The sequence below is a fragment of the Pseudoalteromonas nanhaiensis genome (assembly GCF_051235485.1).
GTDB classification, from domain to species: domain Bacteria; phylum Pseudomonadota; class Gammaproteobacteria; order Enterobacterales; family Alteromonadaceae; genus Pseudoalteromonas; species Pseudoalteromonas lipolytica_C.
On record NZ_JBPNYQ010000001.1, the window covers coordinates 16,884 to 35,529 of the forward strand.

14 protein-coding genes are annotated in these 18,646 nt (G+C 38.7%); 9 read left to right on the forward strand and 5 right to left on the reverse strand.

From position 1 onward, the window contains the following. The first annotated feature begins 204 nt into the window (after positions 1-204). Positions 205-2,940 (forward strand): DNA polymerase I, encoded by a 2,736-nt coding sequence (gene polA / locus ACSFVZ_RS00075; protein ID WP_435557871.1) that lies wholly within the window; start codon positions 205-207, stop codon positions 2,938-2,940. Positions 2,941-3,263: 323 nt separating this feature from the next. Here the strand turns inward: polA and ACSFVZ_RS00080 are convergent, their stop codons facing one another. Beyond that, a complete protein-coding gene (locus ACSFVZ_RS00080) occupies positions 3,264-4,184 on the reverse strand; it encodes a lipase family alpha/beta hydrolase (protein ID WP_435557872.1) in 921 nt (306 codons plus the stop codon). 421 nt (positions 4,185-4,605) lie between these two features. Between ACSFVZ_RS00080 and ACSFVZ_RS00085 the strand changes: the two genes are divergently transcribed. Next, entirely contained in the window at positions 4,606-5,193 is a 588-nt protein-coding gene (locus tag ACSFVZ_RS00085; RefSeq protein WP_435557873.1) for a YceI family protein, read from the forward strand. After that, positions 5,193-5,711, forward strand: coding sequence for a DUF1285 domain-containing protein (locus ACSFVZ_RS00090; protein WP_295511639.1), 519 nt, complete (start codon positions 5,193-5,195; stop codon positions 5,709-5,711). The genes ACSFVZ_RS00085 and ACSFVZ_RS00090 overlap by 1 nt, the downstream gene beginning before the upstream one ends. Here the strand turns inward: ACSFVZ_RS00090 and yihA are convergent. Beyond that, positions 5,708-6,355 (reverse strand): ribosome biogenesis GTP-binding protein YihA/YsxC, encoded by a 648-nt coding sequence (gene yihA, locus ACSFVZ_RS00095; protein ID WP_295511641.1) that lies wholly within the window; start codon positions 6,353-6,355, stop codon positions 5,708-5,710. The two genes, ACSFVZ_RS00090 and yihA, sit on opposite strands and share 4 nt — an antisense overlap. A 284-nt stretch (positions 6,356-6,639) precedes the next feature. Between yihA and ACSFVZ_RS00100 the strand changes: the two genes are divergently transcribed. From ACSFVZ_RS00100 to ACSFVZ_RS00110, 3 genes are all read left to right on the forward strand, one after another. Next, positions 6,640-7,272, forward strand: a complete 633-nt coding sequence (locus tag ACSFVZ_RS00100) for a c-type cytochrome (RefSeq protein ID WP_135922778.1) — start codon at positions 6,640-6,642, stop codon at positions 7,270-7,272. Between the two features lie 802 nt (positions 7,273-8,074). Further along, a complete protein-coding gene (gene yihI / locus ACSFVZ_RS00105) occupies positions 8,075-8,674 on the forward strand; it encodes a Der GTPase-activating protein YihI (RefSeq protein WP_135922777.1) in 600 nt (199 codons plus the stop codon). Further along, a complete protein-coding gene (locus ACSFVZ_RS00110) occupies positions 8,671-9,186 on the forward strand; it encodes a DUF2489 domain-containing protein (RefSeq protein WP_435557874.1) in 516 nt (171 codons plus the stop codon). The genes yihI and ACSFVZ_RS00110 overlap by 4 nt, the downstream gene beginning before the upstream one ends. 60 nt (positions 9,187-9,246) lie before the next feature. Here ACSFVZ_RS00110 and hemN read toward each other — a convergent pair whose 3' ends face one another. Then, positions 9,247-10,620: an oxygen-independent coproporphyrinogen III oxidase gene (gene hemN / locus ACSFVZ_RS00115; RefSeq protein ID WP_421967820.1), complete on the reverse strand. Its 1,374-nt coding sequence runs from the start codon at positions 10,618-10,620 to the stop codon at positions 9,247-9,249. Positions 10,621-11,474: 854 nt separating this feature from the next. Here hemN and ACSFVZ_RS00120 point away from each other — a divergent pair. The 3 genes from ACSFVZ_RS00120 to ACSFVZ_RS00130 are packed head-to-tail and all read left to right on the forward strand — an operon-like array spanning position 11,475 to position 16,759. Further along, positions 11,475-12,881, forward strand: a complete 1,407-nt coding sequence (locus ACSFVZ_RS00120) for a tyrosine-type recombinase/integrase (protein ID WP_435557875.1) — start codon at positions 11,475-11,477, stop codon at positions 12,879-12,881. Then, a complete protein-coding gene (locus tag ACSFVZ_RS00125; RefSeq protein WP_435557876.1) occupies positions 12,874-16,101 on the forward strand; it encodes a site-specific integrase in 3,228 nt (1,075 codons plus the stop codon). Before ACSFVZ_RS00120 ends, ACSFVZ_RS00125 begins: the two co-directional genes overlap by 8 nt. Next, positions 16,094-16,759, forward strand: coding sequence for a hypothetical protein (locus ACSFVZ_RS00130; RefSeq protein ID WP_435557877.1), 666 nt, complete (start codon positions 16,094-16,096; stop codon positions 16,757-16,759). The genes ACSFVZ_RS00125 and ACSFVZ_RS00130 overlap by 8 nt, the downstream gene beginning before the upstream one ends. A gap of 425 nt (positions 16,760-17,184) precedes the next feature. On the opposite strand, the gene ACSFVZ_RS00135 is transcribed toward ACSFVZ_RS00130, so the two are convergent. Together ACSFVZ_RS00135 and ACSFVZ_RS00140 are read right to left on the reverse strand one after the other, a co-directional pair. Next, entirely contained in the window at positions 17,185-17,400 is a 216-nt protein-coding gene (locus ACSFVZ_RS00135; protein WP_435557878.1) for a hypothetical protein, read from the reverse strand. Positions 17,401-17,793: 393 nt separating this feature from the next. Continuing rightward, entirely contained in the window at positions 17,794-18,432 is a 639-nt protein-coding gene (locus ACSFVZ_RS00140; RefSeq protein WP_435557879.1) for a helix-turn-helix transcriptional regulator, read from the reverse strand. Positions 18,433-18,646 lie beyond the last annotated feature (214 nt).

Genomic DNA, 18,646 nt, shown 5'->3' on the forward strand with positions numbered 1-18,646 from the left:
TAAATAAAAACATAGTCTTAATAAAATTTTCCTAAGTGTTTTTACATTTTGGGAGGATTAACTTTGTCCGTTATCTACATAGTTATCCACAGGTTGCTATTAAGTTAAACGCTTGTTGGTTAATAATTCACAGTCGTTTTCTTCATGGCCTTATGGCATGCTTACAAACAATTTAATGTTATTCAATTAGGATCCAATTTCACCATGGCTCAGATCCCTGAAAATCCACTTATTCTTGTAGATGGTTCTTCTTATTTATTCCGTGCATACCATTCGCCACCGCACCTTACTAACTCAAAAGGTGAAGCGACAGGCGCAATCTATGGCGTAGTTAATATGCTTAAGAGTTTGATCAAGCAATATGATCCGTCGCACATGGTGGTGGTATTTGATGCCAAGGGTAAAACCTTCAGAAATGATATGTACAGTGAATACAAAGCGAATCGTCCGCCAATGCCGGATGACTTACGCACACAGATCGCACCACTGCATAACATTATTAAAGCAATGGGTTTCCCACTGATTAGTATTGAAGGTGTTGAGGCTGATGATGTTATTGGTACCTTTGCGCGCATAGCGTCAGAGCAGCAGCGTCATGTACTGATTTCAACTGGCGATAAAGATATGGCGCAGCTTGTTAATGAACATGTCACGCTGATCAATACCATGACAGATAGCATTTCAGATCCAGAAACCGTGGTTGAGAAGTTTGGTGTTGGTCCTGAGTTGATCATTGATTACCTTGCTTTAATGGGTGACAAGGTCGATAACATCCCAGGTGTTGATGGCTGTGGTCCAAAAACAGCAGTGAAATGGCTACAAAAATATGGATCATTGCAAGGTGTTATTGATCATGCAGGTGAAATTAAAGGCAAGATTGGTGAAAAACTTGCTGCAGCACTTGATCATCTGCCACTTAGTTATGAATTAGCAACAATTAAGTGTGATGTTGAGGTTGAGTCAGATCTTGAAACTTTTAAGCTGCAAGAGCCTAATCGTGACGAATTGATCGCACTTTATGGTGAATGTGAGTTCCGCCGTTGGTTAGCTGAACTACTTGATAACCCTAAAGACGCTGATACGCATTTAGATGTGCCAACTGAAGCTAACGAACTACCAAAAGTTGCTGATGCACACTACGAAACTATTTTAACTGAAGAGCAGCTAGATACCTTAGTGGCGCAGTTAAATGACGCTGAATTATTTGCTTTTGATACTGAAACAACCAGCCTTGATTATATGCAAGCGCAATTGGTTGGTATGAGCTTTGCGGTTAAAGCCGGTGAAGCGGCTTACCTTCCGGTTGCTCACGATTACCCTGATGCGCCAGAACAATTAAGCTTAGAAACCGTAATGGCAAAAATTGGCCCAATCTTAGCTGACGAAAACAAAGCGAAAGTGGGGCAAAATCTTAAGTACGATAAAAGCGTGTTAGCGAATGCGGGCTTTGAGTTAAAGGGTATTAAATACGACACTATGTTGGAGTCGTATGTCTTTAATAGTGTAGGCAGCCGCCATGATATGGATTCACTGGCACTGAAATACCTAGGCCACAAAAATATCAGCTTTGAAGATATTGCCGGTAAAGGTAAAAAGCAGTTAACGTTTAACCAAATTGAGCTAGAAAAAGCGGCGCCTTATGCTGCTGAAGATGCCGATATAACGCTACGCCTTCACCAAGTGTTATGGCCAAAAATTGATGCTGATAGCCAGTTGAAATCAGTATTCGAAGATATTGAGTTACCACTTGTCACAGTGCTTTCTGATATTGAGCGCACTGGTGTTGCAATTGATAGCAACATGCTTGCAGCTCATAGCCAACGTTTAGGTGAACGCCTGTTAGAGCTTGAGCAAGAAGCTTATGATATTGCAGGTGAAAAATTTAACTTAGGCTCACCTAAACAACTGCAAGCTATTTTGTTTGAAAAACTTGAGCTGCCTGTTATCAAGAAAACACCTAAGGGTGCACCTTCGACAGCAGAAGAAGTATTGCAAGAACTTGCTCATGATTATCCATTACCAAAAGTGATTATTGAGCACCGTGGTTTATCTAAACTTAAATCAACCTACACAGATAAACTTCCGCTAATGGTTGATGAGCGCACTAAGCGAGTGCATACCTCTTACCATCAAGCTGTAACAGCAACAGGGCGTTTAAGCTCAACGGATCCTAACTTACAGAATATTCCAATTCGTTCAGAAGAGGGGCGCCGTATTCGTGAAGCCTTTATTGCTGCACCTGGGCATAAAATTGTGGCTGCCGATTACAGCCAAATTGAATTACGTATCATGGCGCATTTATCACAAGATAAAGGCCTATTAACTGCGTTTGCGAATGGTTTAGATGTACACAGTGCTACGGCGGCAGAAGTCTTTGGGGTTAGCCTTGAAGAGGTTACCAGCGATATGCGCCGTAAAGCCAAAGCGGTTAACTTTGGTTTAATTTATGGCATGTCAGCGTTTGGTTTATCACGTCAGTTAGATGTTCCACGTCATGAAGCACAGCATTATATTGATAAATATTTCGAGCGTTTCCCGGGCGTACTTGAGTACATGGAAACTACCCGTGAAAAAGCGGCAGATAAAGGTTATGTAGAGACTATTTTTGGTCGTCGCTTACATTTACCAGAAATCAACGCCCGTAACGGTGCTCGTCGCAAAGCCGCTGAGCGTGCAGCAATCAATGCGCCAATGCAAGGTACTGCTGCTGATATCATCAAAAAAGCGATGCTTAAAGTTCATCAGTGGGTAAACGCACAAGCTGAAGGGTCAGTGAAGCTTCTAATGCAAGTGCACGATGAATTAGTGTTCGAAATTAAAGAAGAGTGTGTTGACGACTATAAAGCTGAAATCTGTAAGCTAATGTCAGAAGCTGCCACTCTTGATGTGCCACTGATTGTTGAAGCCGACAGCGGTGACAACTGGCAACAAGCACACTAATAGTCGCAATAAATGAGAGCTGTCAGCTATCAGCCGTCAGCTTTCAGACTGAAAGTTAGCGAGTTTCTAGGGGAAAGTTAGAGCTGTCAGCTATCAGCCGTCAGCTTTCAGACTAAAAGTTAGCGATTTGCTTGACCGTTATACCGTATTTATCTCGAATCTAGCTTCCAATTTAAGGGTCGCGGCATAAAGGCGCTGCTACAGGTAGGCGTGAAACTTGTTTCGCGCGTCTGACCGCTGAAGGCTGAAAGCTGATCGCTTATGTGTATAGAACATCACTTCTAGCGACCCGACTTAACCAAAAATAAATCATTACTCGTTAACTATAACCCCAACTCTTGTAACCTTTTTACATGTTGACGATAAAGCTCAACAGGGTCGACTTCGCGTAAATGATGCAAACCTATAAATTGATTGATTTCGTCTAAATGATTCATTTTATAATCATCTTTAATGACATGACCTAAGTGGCTACTACAGCGTGAAATCAGGCCATCATCTTGACCTACGATCAATATTGATCCAAGCAGCATAGATAAGTCGGTTGGATCAAGAATATTGGTAAGCGCTGCTGTGCCACTCCACGAAAAATAATACACCCCATTACTGGCAAGCATTTGTCCTTGCTCGCATGCCGTTGGCGGTAAACCTTCTGGGTACTTTTGATTGAATACAGAGGCTCCTTGGCTGGTTAAGCTATATAATGCTGCTAACGGATCTTGCGGTAAATCACTGTGACCTGATAGTAACGAAATCATGCTGCCTAGTGCTGCAAATACTAGCTTAAACGAATGTTCAGATGGTGAGTTTGGTTTTATTTCTTCGCGAATAAGATCAGCAAGTGTACTGCCATAGTTTGCCCCCCCGATACTGGTCACAGAGGCAACTAAGTTAGGCGAGATCGAAGCGACATAGCGAACCGTTTGCGCTCCTTGACTATGACCAATTAAGTTAACCTTTTCTGCGCCCGTGAGTGCCAAAATATGATTAACCTGAGCCAGTAATTGTTGACCACGAAACTCTGAACTGTGAACAGCTGACACAGCAGCAACAAAAACCAGGTGGCCATCAAGCGATAAAGTGCTAGGGATATTATGAAAATAGTCAACGCCTAATAGGCTATCAAAACCTAACAGCCCATGTACCAAAACAATCGGGTATTGAGTGCTATTATTTTTCGCGTGACAGGGCAAGCTCAGCGAAATGAGTAAGATGGTAGCTAGTGCTAGGAGGCATTTTTTCATTCCTTTTTACTCTTGTGCTAAGTTTTTGCCATCAACATGTATTAATAATGCTGCTATTTTCTCTTATTAATTTAACGATACCTTAAATAACCACTTGATGTAATGTTAATTATAGGTAAACAAGAAAAGATAGTTTTAGAGTTTCGTTATATGTTTATCAAATCGAGCGTTTTCTTTGCGGATGTAATTTCTTTTTAACGCGGACTTTGTTAAAGTCCGCGCCGTCCTCATCCTGTAGGACATCCTGTTGATGATGCATCTGAAAAGATGCAACGTATTGATAGCTTCTCCCCAGTTTGCTATACCGGCTCGCTTGTTATTGAGCGAGTCGTTTTTTCTCTTCTTATCATACAATTCATTGCACAAATTAACGCAGGTGATACCATCTAATAGATTGTTATTATCTTCGAAGGAATGCGTTATGTTTAAATCTGTGGCCTTTGCCGCCTTATCATTATCAAGTTTATTAGTTGCTCCTTTTGCTAGTGCAAACTGGCAGGTTAACAATGAGCAAAGCAAGGTTAGCTTTGTATCTATCAAAAAGAATTCAATTGCTGAAGCGCATCATTTCAAAAAAGTATCAGGTACGTTGAATGAGCAAGGTCAATTCAAGTTAATGATCGATCTTAGCTCTGTTGAAACGCTAATTCCTATCCGTAATGAGCGCATGACTAAATTGTTGTTCGAAACAGCTGAGTTTCCTCATGCAGTTTTAACTGCTGATTTAAGTAAATCATTATTAGCATTGAAGCCAGGACAACATGTATTAACTGGTTTGAAAGCCGAGCTTGACTTCCATGGCAATAAAAAAGAGTTAACGATTGATGTACTGGCAAATATGTCACCCAATGGTGATGTGACAGTTTCTTCGTTCTCACCAGTGATTATTAATGCAGATGATTTCAAAGTAACAGAAAGCATTGCACAGCTACAAAAGCTTGCTGGTTTACCATCTATTGCAACAGCTGTTCCTGTAACTTTTTCTTTGACGCTCGATAAAGATAAGTAATGCAGTCGCTTGCCGAGCTAGAAGCTGCACTTGCAGAGCCTGATAAACCTTTTGATCAATGGCAACCAGACAATTGTGGTCAGTTGCCTATTGAGATCAATAGTCAAGGAGTGTGGTTTTATGCTGGCAGCGAAATTCAACGGGAGGCAATGGTCAAACTATTTGCCTCCGTACTTTGTAAGGAAGCCAATACTTACTATTTAAAAACGCCAGTAGAGAAAATGGCGATTACAGTCATTGATGTGCCTTTTGTTATTGTTGATTGGTATTTTGAAGAGACCGAGCAAGGGCAGGCTTTATGCTGTGTTGATAATCTACAACGCACTTGGTTGGTGACATCATCGCAACCACTACAATTACGCAAATTTGAAAGTCTGCAGGTACCTTATTTACAGTTAGCACATGGGTTAGCGGCAAGAGTATCGAGAAATGTTTATTATCAATGGGCTGAAATAGCCTGCTCAGACGAGCAGGGCTACTTTATAGAGTCATTAGGTAAGCGTTATTACTTGGCCTAAGCTTCTGGTTCTTCCTCAGATTCAGGAGTTTGAACTTCAATTGGCCCTAAGAACCATTCATCTAGCTTTTTAGCAACTTCAGGTAAGCCTGTTCCTTTTAATGATGAAAATGCATGAACAGTAATATCACCTTCCAAGCTACTTAGCTCACGGCGAACTTGTAAAACTTGTGCTTTACGTGCGCCCTGTTTTAATTTGTCGGCTTTAGTTAAAAGTGCAAGTACTGGGATCTCACTGCCAACGGCCCAGTTAATTAAATCACGATCAAGATCTTTTAGTGGATGACGAATATCCATTAAAATAACAATCCCTTTCAAACTTTGGCGCTTTTGTAAGTACTCACCTAACGATTTTTGCCATTTCTTTTTCATTTCGATAGGCACTTTCGCAAAGCCATAACCAGGTAAGTCGATAAGGCGTTTATCAGCATCAAGCTCAAAAGTATTGATCAACTGAGTACGACCCGGCGTTTTAGAGGTACGTGCTAACTTTTGATCAGTTAGCGTATTAAGGGCACTTGATTTACCCGCATTAGAGCGACCAGCAAACGCGACTTCAATCCCCGTATCAGCAGGCAAGCGTGAGATGTCAGGTGCGCTAGTAACAAAGGACGCAGTATTGTATTTGATACGAGATTTGAGCACAGGCTCTCCTAATCTTTTATAAATAATGTTGAACAGTGACTAAAATTCACTTAAGACGCGTATTTTATACTATTAAAGCAGCATTCAAAAGCGTATTTAAGCGTGCTAAATTTAGTTACACAGTGGGAAAATTTCTAGATAGAAACTTAATCTAAGTCAAATCCCTATAAATTATGAGCTTAAAGTGGGCAGAAAACGTGCCAGAGAATTTATTATCGTGTAGAATATAGAAATCACAACATCCATATTGTAGATGATACAGGGTCGGAAACAGAGAATTCACCATGAAAAAAATAGCACTATCTTTAACTATATTGCTTGGAACGTTGTCAGCAAGCAACGCAACAGCATTTGATGGCGATGTAAACGCAGGTAAAGAGAAATCGGCAACGTGTGCGGCCTGTCACGGCCCAGACGGTAATGCACCGGTTAATATCTACCCTAAAATTGCAGGCCAACACGCAGATTATATCTATAAACAATTACAAGAGTTTAAATTAGGTATGACGTCTGGCGGCAAAGAAGGCCGTATGGATCCAGTAATGAGTGGTATGGCTATGCCGCTTAGCGATCAAGACATGAAAGACCTAGCAGCTTACTTCTCTTCTTTAAATATGTCTGAAGGTTCAACACCTAAAGATGTAGTAGAAGTGGGTCAGCAGCTTTATAAAGCCGGTGATGCAGAGCGTGGTATTCCAGCATGTGCTGCGTGTCACGGTCCTCGTGGTAACGGTACATCACTTGCTAAATTCCCGAAAATTTCGTTCCAACACCCAGAATACATCAAGTCTCAACTTGAAAAATTCCGTGATGGTACACGCAATAATGACCTGAACGGCATGATGCAAGACATCGCTAAAAAATTAACAGACAAAGACATCGAAGTTCTTTCAAAATACTTAGGTGGCTTACACTAAAGTCTGATTGCCGAATGTAAATATTGGCATTAAAGTGTACAAATTGTAAAAAAAGCAGCGCTAGCTGCTTTTTTTTCATATTTATCTCATCGAAATTTCTTACTTCCTTGTGAGACATTGCCCACACTTCAATGTGAGCTAAATCTTATTTTTATTTTTTTTTATAATATAACGAATTGTTTTAAAAGGTAATTGTCTTTTTTTAATCTTTTGACTGTAAGAAAAGTTATATAAATTAGTTGTAACAAAATTATTAATGAGTAAATTAACCACTGTCGCTGAGACAATAAAAACAACAAGGACAAAGCAATAAGGAAAGTGATTGCGGCAAATCTTTAGGGGGTTACATCGTTTGATGTACTAAAGGAAATAACAAAAAAGTGTCAGGATTGACCGAGAATAATAAAAGCTCACGGAAGTTTAATAATAAAAACAAAATGGAATGCTACACGGAAGGTTTAAAAATAACAAAATGGATAAAAAATAATAATAAAAATAATAAAGACTAAAAGTCGAAGGGAGAAGTGTCCAAATTATTGGCGCTCAGATTAGTAGGCGGTAGAGATGTTTTCTCTACCGCCTTTTTATTTGTCCTGTTACAATAGCCACCGTTTGTACTAATACCAATCGACTTAAATATTTAGCTGCTAAATAACTTAACACGATTGATATGAGAGTATGAAAAGTGCGCAGTTCGTCATGTTGACAAACCACATCCGCACACCGAATTCTTCTGGTTATGCCAGCATTACAATGCCGCTAAAGGTGTTGTGCACAACCTCTTAAGTGAGACGATCAAGATATGAGTAGAAAGAAAAAGTCGCGTAAAATTCCATCAAATGGCCCGGTACGTCTGAGTAAAGAAAAACTTAGAGAGATGCGAGCGTTGAAGGAGCAGCGAGTTAAAAAGACCAAAGGTGCTAAACCAGGTTCTCGAAACGCCCCTGACGTGCAAAAGGGAGAGAACACAAAGGCTAATAACCAACCGAAAGATAAACGTGTTGGTAGCAAAAAGCCAGTTTCATTAGTTGCGCCTAAAGCTGAACCAAAAGTTGAAATGAAACGTAACTTAAAACCAATGGTTGAGCTTAAGAAAGTTAATGAGCCAGAGCTAACACCAGAGCAAGAGCTAGAAGCATTAGAAAATGATGAGCGCTTATTAAAGCTTGTTGAGCGTCACGAACGTGGTGAGCTGTTAACAGGTAAAGATGCTAAGTACTTCAATAGTCGTATCGCACGTCACCAAGAGTTATGTGAACTGCTAGGTATTGAAGACGAAGACGAGTACGAAGATGACTTTGAAGATGATTCATACGATGAAGGTGAATCTGACTTCGATAAGTACTTATCTGATGACCTAGCAAACGAATGGTTAGATGACGAAGATGAGGATGAACGATGAGCATACCCTTGATTATTGCCATAGTTATTGGTGCGGCAATTATCGCAGGACTTGCGTTTTATGCAGGACAACTTCTGTATAAACTAAAAGAGCAAAATAAGCTTATCGCTAAGAAAAAAGCTGAGTATGCGCTAAAGCTTGCTGACTCAAAAGCAAAGCGTAATGCAAAGTTAGCTGACAGCATTCATTTAATTGCCCGTGCGATGAATGAAGAGCAATGTGAGTTCTCAGAAGGCTGTCTACGCATTTGGGTGCTGATCTCTCAATACAGCTTTGCAGAAGAGTTTGAGTTAAGTGAGCGCTACCCAGGCATATTCAAAATGTACGAAGTTGTAAAAGACATGCCAACGCACGATGCCCGTAAAAAGTACTCTAAAAAAGAGATCTTTAAAATGGACGCCACTCGTTGGCGTGCTGAAGAGCAGCATAGCGATGAGATTAAAGCCGATTGCGCACGTATTATTGAAGAGTTTAAAGCAGCTCCAGGCAGCGAAAACGTAGTATTTAATTAAGTTGACGTATCGTTGAATTAAGCTAATTAAACAGCAGAGCCTAGGCTCTGCTTTTTGTTGTTAAATTACTCGTGAGAAACGAGTTTGCTTTATTTGTTGTTGTAGGTGCGCATCAAAGCACATACAAATAATACGAATAAATAAATTACCGCGGGCTGTTACTGTGATCTTATTTTGGCTAACAGACACCAAGCCATCAGCTAGTAATGGGTCCAGTGCTTGCAATGCCTCACAGAAATAGCTGGCAAAGTTGATATTAAACTGTTTTTCGATTGAGGGAATATCCAGCTCAAACTGGCAGATCAATTGTTTGATCACCGCTGCACGTAAAGTATCGTCATCAGTGAGAGCGACACCTTTACATACTGCATTGCCAAAGCCTTCTTGCACGGCTTTGTAATAGTGCTTTAACTCTTTTTCGTTTTGTAAAATGGCATTGCCAATTTGCGAAATCGACGACACACCCAAACCTAATAAGTCACACTGACCATGTGTTGTGTAACCTTGGAAATTACGGTGTAATTTACCTTCATTTTGGGCAATCGCTAGTTCATTATCCTTACGAGCAAAGTGATCCATACCGATAAACTGATAGCCCGCCGCTAACATTTGCTCAAGTGTATTTTTGAACATAGTAAGTTTATCGCCAGCAGAAGGTAAGTCAGCGTCTTTAATTTTACGTTGCGCTGCAAATCTATCTGGTAAATGAGCGTAATTAAACACAGACACGCGATCAGGATTTAGCTCAATCAGCTGTGCAATTGTCTCTTTAAAGCTTTCAGGTGTCTGTAATGGCAAACCGTAAATCATATCAGCATTAATAGATTTAAAGCCAAGCTCACGAGCCTCGCTAATTAAACCTTTTACTGACTGCACGCTTTGCGGACGATTAACCGCCAGCTGTACAGCATCATTAAAATCTTGAATACCAAACGAGACACGATTGAAGCCAAGCTTACGTAGATGTACTAACATGCCATCAGCTAAAGAGCGAGGGTCAATCTCAATTCCGCGCTCAGCATCATCAGCAAAATTAAAATGCTGCTCAACTAACGCCATTAAGCGGCTCATTTGCTCTGCAGATAAAAACGTTGGCGTACCACCCCCTAAATGCAGTTGTTCAACGTTATAATCAGCAAAAAGCGTTGCCTGCTCAGCAATCTCAAGCGCTAAATTATCGAGGTATAAATCGGCTTTAGACTGATGACGAGTGATCACCTTATTACAACCACAGTAATAACAAAGCTGACTGCAAAAAGGGATATGGATATACAACGATAAAGAACGGCTTTTCGATGCCGCAATCGCGTTAATCATATCTTGTTGGTTATAACCATCAGCTAGAGACAACGCAGTGGGGTAAGATGTATATCTTGGCCCTGAAATATTGTATTTATTGATCAAAGATTGATCCCAGCTTGGTAAATTTATCACAGTCAGCACTCCGCAATTGATTGAGCGGCTATTTTAACGAGTTTAGTGATTTAGCTATTTGATCTAGAACAATGTCGGAGGCTAGAAATCAATCGACATGCTTTAAGGTCGTTGAAAAAACAAAGAGTTTACTATTTGAGCAAATAGTTTAAGGATTTTTAAAATAAAGAGTTTTGCTAGTGACAAGGTTACAAAAACTTTTTATACTGCAACCCGCTTTAGTGAGTTAACCCTCCTAAACGCATCTCAAAATTAGCAAAAGCTAATACAATGGCCCCTTAGCTCAGTTGGTTAGAGCACACGACTCATAATCGTTAGGTCCCCAGTTCTTATGAGGGGTGTAAAATAGGGTTGTATTTGGATACACTGAAAGGTATTATTCAAACAGGTTTAAAACTAGATTGGTATACTCACTAGTATAAAAATAAGTATAAGAAAATTTGGCCCCATAGCTCAGTTGGTTAGAGCACCCGACTCATAGAGTATTGTGACCCATATCAGTAATGGTATGAGGAAAAATCGGATGAATTGCTGGAAAGCTTCGTTTTATTAACATGCCAATCAGCAGCCAAGCTCCATAGGCGTATGGAGAAGGTTCAGAGACTAAGTGGTTCAGCGCGTTCCCGCTGTGTAATACACTATTAGCGTCCGACACCCCACCGTATATACGAGGGTGATGATATAGTCCAGGCCATGACGAAAGTCTTGGATAACCAGAATCGGTAGGTCGTTGGTTCAAGTCCAACTGGGGCCACCACTTCCTCTATGATATTTCATTAATTCTCCTTATTTGACAAAACTTTTTCTGCTATATAACTTTACCTATACAGGGTTGTATTTAGAGTTTAAAAGCAGTGAAGAATTTCCTACTTCAAAAAATGGGGGTTGGGTATAAAGCTCGTTATGTACTGTTATATAAAAATATGACAGATGTAGACGATGTGGAGTATGCACCTTTTACAAGTTACGTGAATTGGTTGGAACACACTAAAGGTTACGCAGAGCACACGATTGAACAATACTCTGGGCACGTAGCAAGGTTTTTAGACTTTCTATATGAAGCTGTAAAGATCGAAGACCGGAATAACGATTTTCAATTATTAATTGCCTCTTATAAAAGTTACCTCTTATTTGGAAAAAGTTCAGAAGATAAGCTTGCTACAAAAGTAGCATATCAGCTGGGTAGAAACCATGCTGCGTCGGTTGAGTCCATAACTTTGGGTATTGAAAATGCAATTAGTAGTTTTATTGATTTTCAAACTGTGAAGTCTAGCGCCGTAGATAGTGATAATCTTTTCTTAAAATATTATTTAACTGAAAGAGTTCGTACACCTAAAGAATTAAATAATATACGAGAAAAAGATTGGCTTGCAGGAACTATTAGACGAAGTTTATCTGCCGCACGAAAAACACTGGGAAAAAAACTCTTTCCAGGTGCAGCCAGAAAGTCCAATAGAAATACAAAAGCAGACAAACCATACAAAACTAAAGCTTATCCGTTAGAGTCTGTTATAGACTTATTACATAACAAACCCAAACGCAAAACAACATCCCATACTCGAAACCAATGTATTTATTCTTTACTTGCAGCATCCGGTATGAGAACTTCAGAATGTCTTCAGCTTAGAACAAAAGATATAGACTTCAATAACTTCAAGATTTTCATTAGATCGCCTTTTGAAGATGTTCTACCAGGTATAACAGAAGAAGAGTTTACTTACCTTTCTTGGAAAGGGCGGGCTACTGAAGAAACATTTTTAATTGAGCCCTTCGCTACTAGGTTCTGGACTTTATTAAAAAAATACATGGCGGAGGTTTATAACTCTTCTGTTAACCATGATTTTATATTTCAGAAACATGATGGTCGTCCTCTGTTTACGGGTGATAGAGCGTCTAGAATTAAAACATTCAAACATAATGCAAAAAAAAGTGGCCTAAAAGATACAAAAGGTATTTCCCCCCACAGTTTACGGCACATGTATGGAACATACGTATTAAATTACTTACCCATTGATGCAGGTCAAGGACAAATGAGGTATGGGTTGTCTATGGCTTTCGTAAAGCTACTCATGGGCCACCAATCAATATCGTCAACTGAAAGGTATGCTATAAAAGACTCTAAGGTTGCCGATTTTTATTTAAAAATAGCCAACAACTTTATTAAGCAGAAATCGATCGATATGGCTCAACTAAAAAGGAGGTTTTATGATACACAAATCGAAGGTTTGAAAGCTCTAAGGGAGCGTATCGACGATGTTTAACTCTTCTAATGGTATTAAAATTTTATTAGAGGGCGAAGAGCTATATGAGGCTATTATTGCAGCTATTTCAGATGCAAAGAGAATTAATCTAAGTTATTTAGGTAGAAAAAGTATATCCCCAGAGGAAGTTACATCTGCAAGTGCAAATCCGTTAGGCAGAAAAGCAACACTATTTAAGTTTTTCCACAAACACAAGTCAAAAAATAACAAAAACTTATTTTCGAAATCATGGATTGAAAAATTATGGGAAATCAGAAGTAGTTCGTTTGAAAATAATGTTGAATTGAAAAAATTATTTACAGCAGATAGTAAAGATTACAAAATTACAAATCAATTCAAAGGATCTTTGAAACGTGACTTTGACCTAATACTTCATATGTTATGGGAGAATCGAGCAATTCTTCTTCCTATAACAATGAAAATGCCCTTAGCGAAAGGCGGAAATAGGGCTCAGAACATCGAATTTGCGGCAGAGTCATATTCTGAAGTGCTACAAATATTCAAAAAGTCTTCAGTTAAACACGTAGATTTTGGGGTTATAGACTTAACAAAAAAAATGCCAGAACAATCGATAAAAAACTACGAATGGTACGCTTGGCGGATGGTGCGTGCTGCAACTTGGTACACGATTGAAGATATTACAAGCGAAGATCTCAACGATGCATGGAATTATTGCTTAGAAAGCCAAGTCTACCCTTTTCAGATAAAGTTTTGGTTTACTCTTCTGGCTGAGGCTGTCCCACAGAGGACAAATTATGATGTTAACCAAATAGGATACCAACTTACACAAAGGATACATAAACAAAAAAATTTAGCCACCACAGGACAAAACAAAAAAAGCGATGCTATTACAACGAGTGACTATGTTCCAAAGCCGATAGAGGATAAGCTTAAACCTTGGTTAAATGCTGTTTTTATATATGGGAAAAAGCAAAAGGCTAAAGGCCATAAAACATGGGATAAAATGCAAAATATAGCTTCGTTTGTTATTACCTACCTAATACATGAAGTTTATCCCAAATGTGGTGCAGATGGTGTCCCTTTGATACATCAGTTTGATCGTTCTTACATTGATGGATTTAATGGAAAGCCGAGTTTATTAACATGGTTAAGTAAAGACGTCAAAAAGAATACTTATCAATCAAGGCTATACCGAGTTTCTGACTTCTTTGATTTCCTTGAACTATATGATGAAAATGGTTTTAGAAATAGGATGTCTTCTAAAATTGACTTCCCAATCGTGCGGCGAGGTAAAGGCACAGAAAAGAAAACTATTGATCAAGATTACTTCTCTATTGTTTACAAATTCACATTTGCAATTGCTGATTGGTATTGGCACCTGACACAACAGGCTGTAGATGGAATCAATTTAAATGTAAGTTCAAAAAAACTAGCTATTGAGACCTGCTTATTTGGGTTTGTTCCATTCATTATTCATGATGGAAAAGTATTTCCTATTAAATTCGTGCCTATTCAAATCGCTCCTCTAATTTACCGTCAATTGAAGGACTCGGAGGGCTTAAAACAAATCCCAACAATACATTATTTAAATTTAACACAATTTATGCTGGAGACAGGCATCCGACATATACATGTAAATTGGCTTGACCGAGATCGATACGATGAGTTGACAGATAGAGAGACTTTGAATCCCTACGATTTTCTGCCGGTTGATATTCTAATAAATACAGATAAGGTAAACGGTGAATGGTGTGCGCAACCTTTACCTACCGCATTACTTGTTTTAGATAGACAAAAAGAATATCAATCCTTTTTTCCTGAACCGGAACTAACCAAAAAAATTTGGTATGACGGCCATGAAGATGGTGTATTTGGAAAGTTCATTCCTTTATTTGCATTAGGTGCTGCTGCGGGTGGTCACCACCGAAGCATTAGTAGCCCTCCAAGCCATGATGTTTACACATCAAAGTGGAAAGCATTACTTTATGTATTCAACCTGTTCGCTATTGATGTACTTGGATTAAAGGGGGTTTTAGATAAGCCATTAATATTAAATGATAAAAATAGTTTTTTATCTATGGATAATTTCGAAGATGCCATGAAAGTCTTTGAGGCAAAGAATGTGGATATTACTCCCCATTCGATAAGAGCAACTGTAGTAAGTGAATTTATACCTATACTCCCCCCAAGTGAAATAAAGAAAATAACTGGCCATGCATCAACCGCACATTTGCTCTATTACGCTAAGATCGATAAGAACTATTTGAAAAAAGTGGGGGAGTTTCAGAAAGCCATCATAGAAGCTGGCTTTTCTGAAGTTAGGGAACCTCGCTCTATAGATGAAATTGACGCAATAGATGTTGATTTTGTCAGTGCCAAAGACATAAATGAAAAACTCAGAAATGCTTTCAGGCAGAATAGAGAAGGTACTTTGCATGATTATGGTGCGGTTAGTAATACTAGCCCAGCCAAAAATGCCGATACAATCTCTTCGGGAATAAATGTTATAAAAAACAGACCTATAGATAATTTTAGTTTCAACAATACACACATTTGTCCATTTAATAATGAGTGCCCAAAGGATGTTGTACGTAGCTTTCCTTCAGCGCCTATCATGAAGCCATGTGGAGCGTGCTTTTATTCAGTAAAAACAGTTGACCATTTGCCAAGTATATTAGGAAAAATAAGAGCTTATACGGATGAGAATGCTGAATTAGAGGCGTTCATAAAACAGGCTAAATCTAAAGGAGTTGATAGCTGTGAACTGAATGAACAAATAACACGTAGAAAGTTTCTTTCTGATGAAACTGTTGCTTGGATATCTACAGTACATTGCTTAGATCGGATGAGGATTGAACGGGAAAGTCGAGAGCAGTGGTTAGTTCAAAAGCCAGAGTTGCTAAATGAGCATTTGATAAAGGTTTCTTCAACTGAAGGCTCTCTCTCAAACTTATTACTCAAAGCATCTGAAGCTCGTGCTCATGCCGAATATTTTACGCCAACTCTAAAAAACAAATTAAAAGCAGCACGAAGTAAGATATTAGCCCACACGCAACAATACCAGTTGCTTTTAAAAGAAGCTCCTGAAGATTTCACCTTAATCGATGAATTTAGGGGGCAAGTAAAGTCTATATGTGACGCACTGAACATTAATGTAACCGAATTATCGGAGGTAATGCAGCAACCACTAGCCATAGATAATTCACCTAGAGGTTCTTTAGCGCTGTTAAATGGTAAAAAGGGAGATAGTAATGAGTAAAGGCGCAAAGAAGGGGGAGAACCGATTCAAAGCTTCACAGGAAGCATCTATAAGCTACAGGATAGAACGAATTAAGACACATGTAATCCCTAAAATTAAATCTTTATCACTGCACATGAAAGTAAATAGTTCGACGGCTTACTGTAAATTGTGCGCCAAATTATTTAATGATGGGCTTTCATTAAATGACAAGCCAATTGCATATAGAGTAATAAAACAGAACAGAGACTACTGGGAGTTACTAGGCCCAGTTTATTATCAACTTTTTGAAATAAATGAAGATCTGGATGATTTCAAGAAAGAGTCAATACTTAGAATTGAAATCAAAGAGTTACAAGAGAAGCTAGATAACAAGGAACAAGAGGTAAACGCACTCTCTGCTATGCTAAAAAAGGTTGGTAATTTACACCAAAACAAGCCTATCCAAAAGGAAGGTGAAATAACTGATTACACTCAAAACTCGGATAAACTTTGTCGTATAATCTTAGCGATAATTGAAAGTACTGACGGAGTAATATTAATCGATCGTGAAAACTCGGCAATACGTAACCTTGCTGACGATTTTGAAGGTGAAGAAGGTCTGTTACCTAAGGAAGTAACTCGCCCATTTATTGATTGGATAAATAATAGAGACGAAAAGTTCAGTTCAAATCAATAAGAATATGTCAAACTACGAAAAAGCCTAACAATAAGTTAATCGATTCTCATCGGTAGAATCTTAAGAAATTAAGATTGAGAGCATGTCTCAAGTTTGATTATATGTTTACTTCCACACAAGCGTTGTAAAAATTAAGAATACGCGGGATAAGAATAGCGAGCTCTAAACTAGTTAACAGACTTCTGAACGAATTCAATATTAAAGATGTTGGTAAACGGTGTGTTTTTTGTCATCGTAAGGGGATTATTAAACCCTATGAGTTAGTGATAGCACTGGTGACTACCATTGGGGACAACCGCACTTCCGCATAGGTGATTTGCATCGCTATTTTACCGGGTTGAAGAACGGGTTCTTTCTGATTTTATAAGACAAGCTTACAGCAATCACTGGGTAAATTAACGAAGAATTTATTTCCGTAGAATAACTTACTTGTAGTCATTAGACTTCAAAGGCTCAACACGAGTTAAAGCACCGTGTGCTTTTATTTGTTCATCATTTAAAGATTGGTCTGAAAACTTTTTAAGCTCAATTGAGCGCTTATCTTCAGTAAGTTGGCATAATAGAATATCACCGATATTTAGCTTACATAACTCGTTGTCAGGTAGCGGAATGGCCCCATTTTTACCAACTGTCACAATCATATATCAACCTGCGTATGTTATTTAATGAGCCTTGAATTTGATCTTAATATTAGAAAAAGGTTTCATTCTGATCTAAATAGTAAAATGAAGCCTTGATTATAAACTCAAATATTGAAATAAGCCTTCATTTTGATCTCAATACTGAAATAAAGCCTTGATGAAAAGCTCAAATATTGAAATAAGCCTTCATTTTGATCTCAATACTGAAATGAAGCCTTGATGAAAAGCTCAAATATTGAAATAAGCCTTCATTTTGATCTCAATACTAAAATGAAGCCTTGATGATAAGCTCAAATATTGAAATAAGCCTTCATTCTGATCTCAATACTGAAATGAAGCCTTGATGATAAGCTCAAATATTTAAATAAACCTTCATTCTTATCACCTGCAATCTTATTTATGCGAATTATCAAACTTTCGTTGTGCGCGTAACCAGAATTCACGCGGCATTCCGCTTGTGGCTTCAAGTCGTTCAGCTAAAGAAACTGTTACGCCTTTTTTCCCTTTTAGAAAATCATCGTATTGTTCGACCGGCAGGTCTAGCATCTTGCTTAGATCATTATTGCCCAGTCCTTGAGCTTTTAGTTTATGCAAAAATAACCCCTCGAAATATCGTGCAGGGTGAGGTACTTCTTTGCCATCTGGAATATTGATAATATAATCGTCTTTAATTTCAGCAATGAATTTGAGCTTTTCCGGACTGCGAATTCGTGAAGCAGCAGCATCGACTCCAAGGTTATCCAGATCTTTGCTCTTGAAAGGGGTTGGACGTTGCATTTGGCTTGTTCGCTGAGTGTCATAGGAAGCCTGAATTATTTTTGCACTTGGGATCACTGCCGTAACTTGTGCAACAACCGAAGCGACCAAACTCTTATAATTAGTCTCTTTCCTACATAACTCAATTGCAATATTTCCACCCCCAGAATGACTTATAATAGCATCGTCAAATCCAGCTTCAAAGAGACAATCGTCAATATCATCTAGAGTTAGAGAATCATTATTAATCTTAAATCTTATTATTGCTTCAGTCATAATGTGTATACCTTTTTTCTTCAGTATTCACTTAAGCCTACACCATCGACATTAAAGTAATCAAAATGATTACAGCAACTTTGTTACGCTTTTACGCGGCTTCAGTTTTTAGGGGGGTTGTTTCCGAGATGAAGGATTGATAGCTGATATTGAGCTAGAGGAACTAACCTTAGAAACCATTAAACATTTAAGAGAATGATTGTTACTAAGCAAA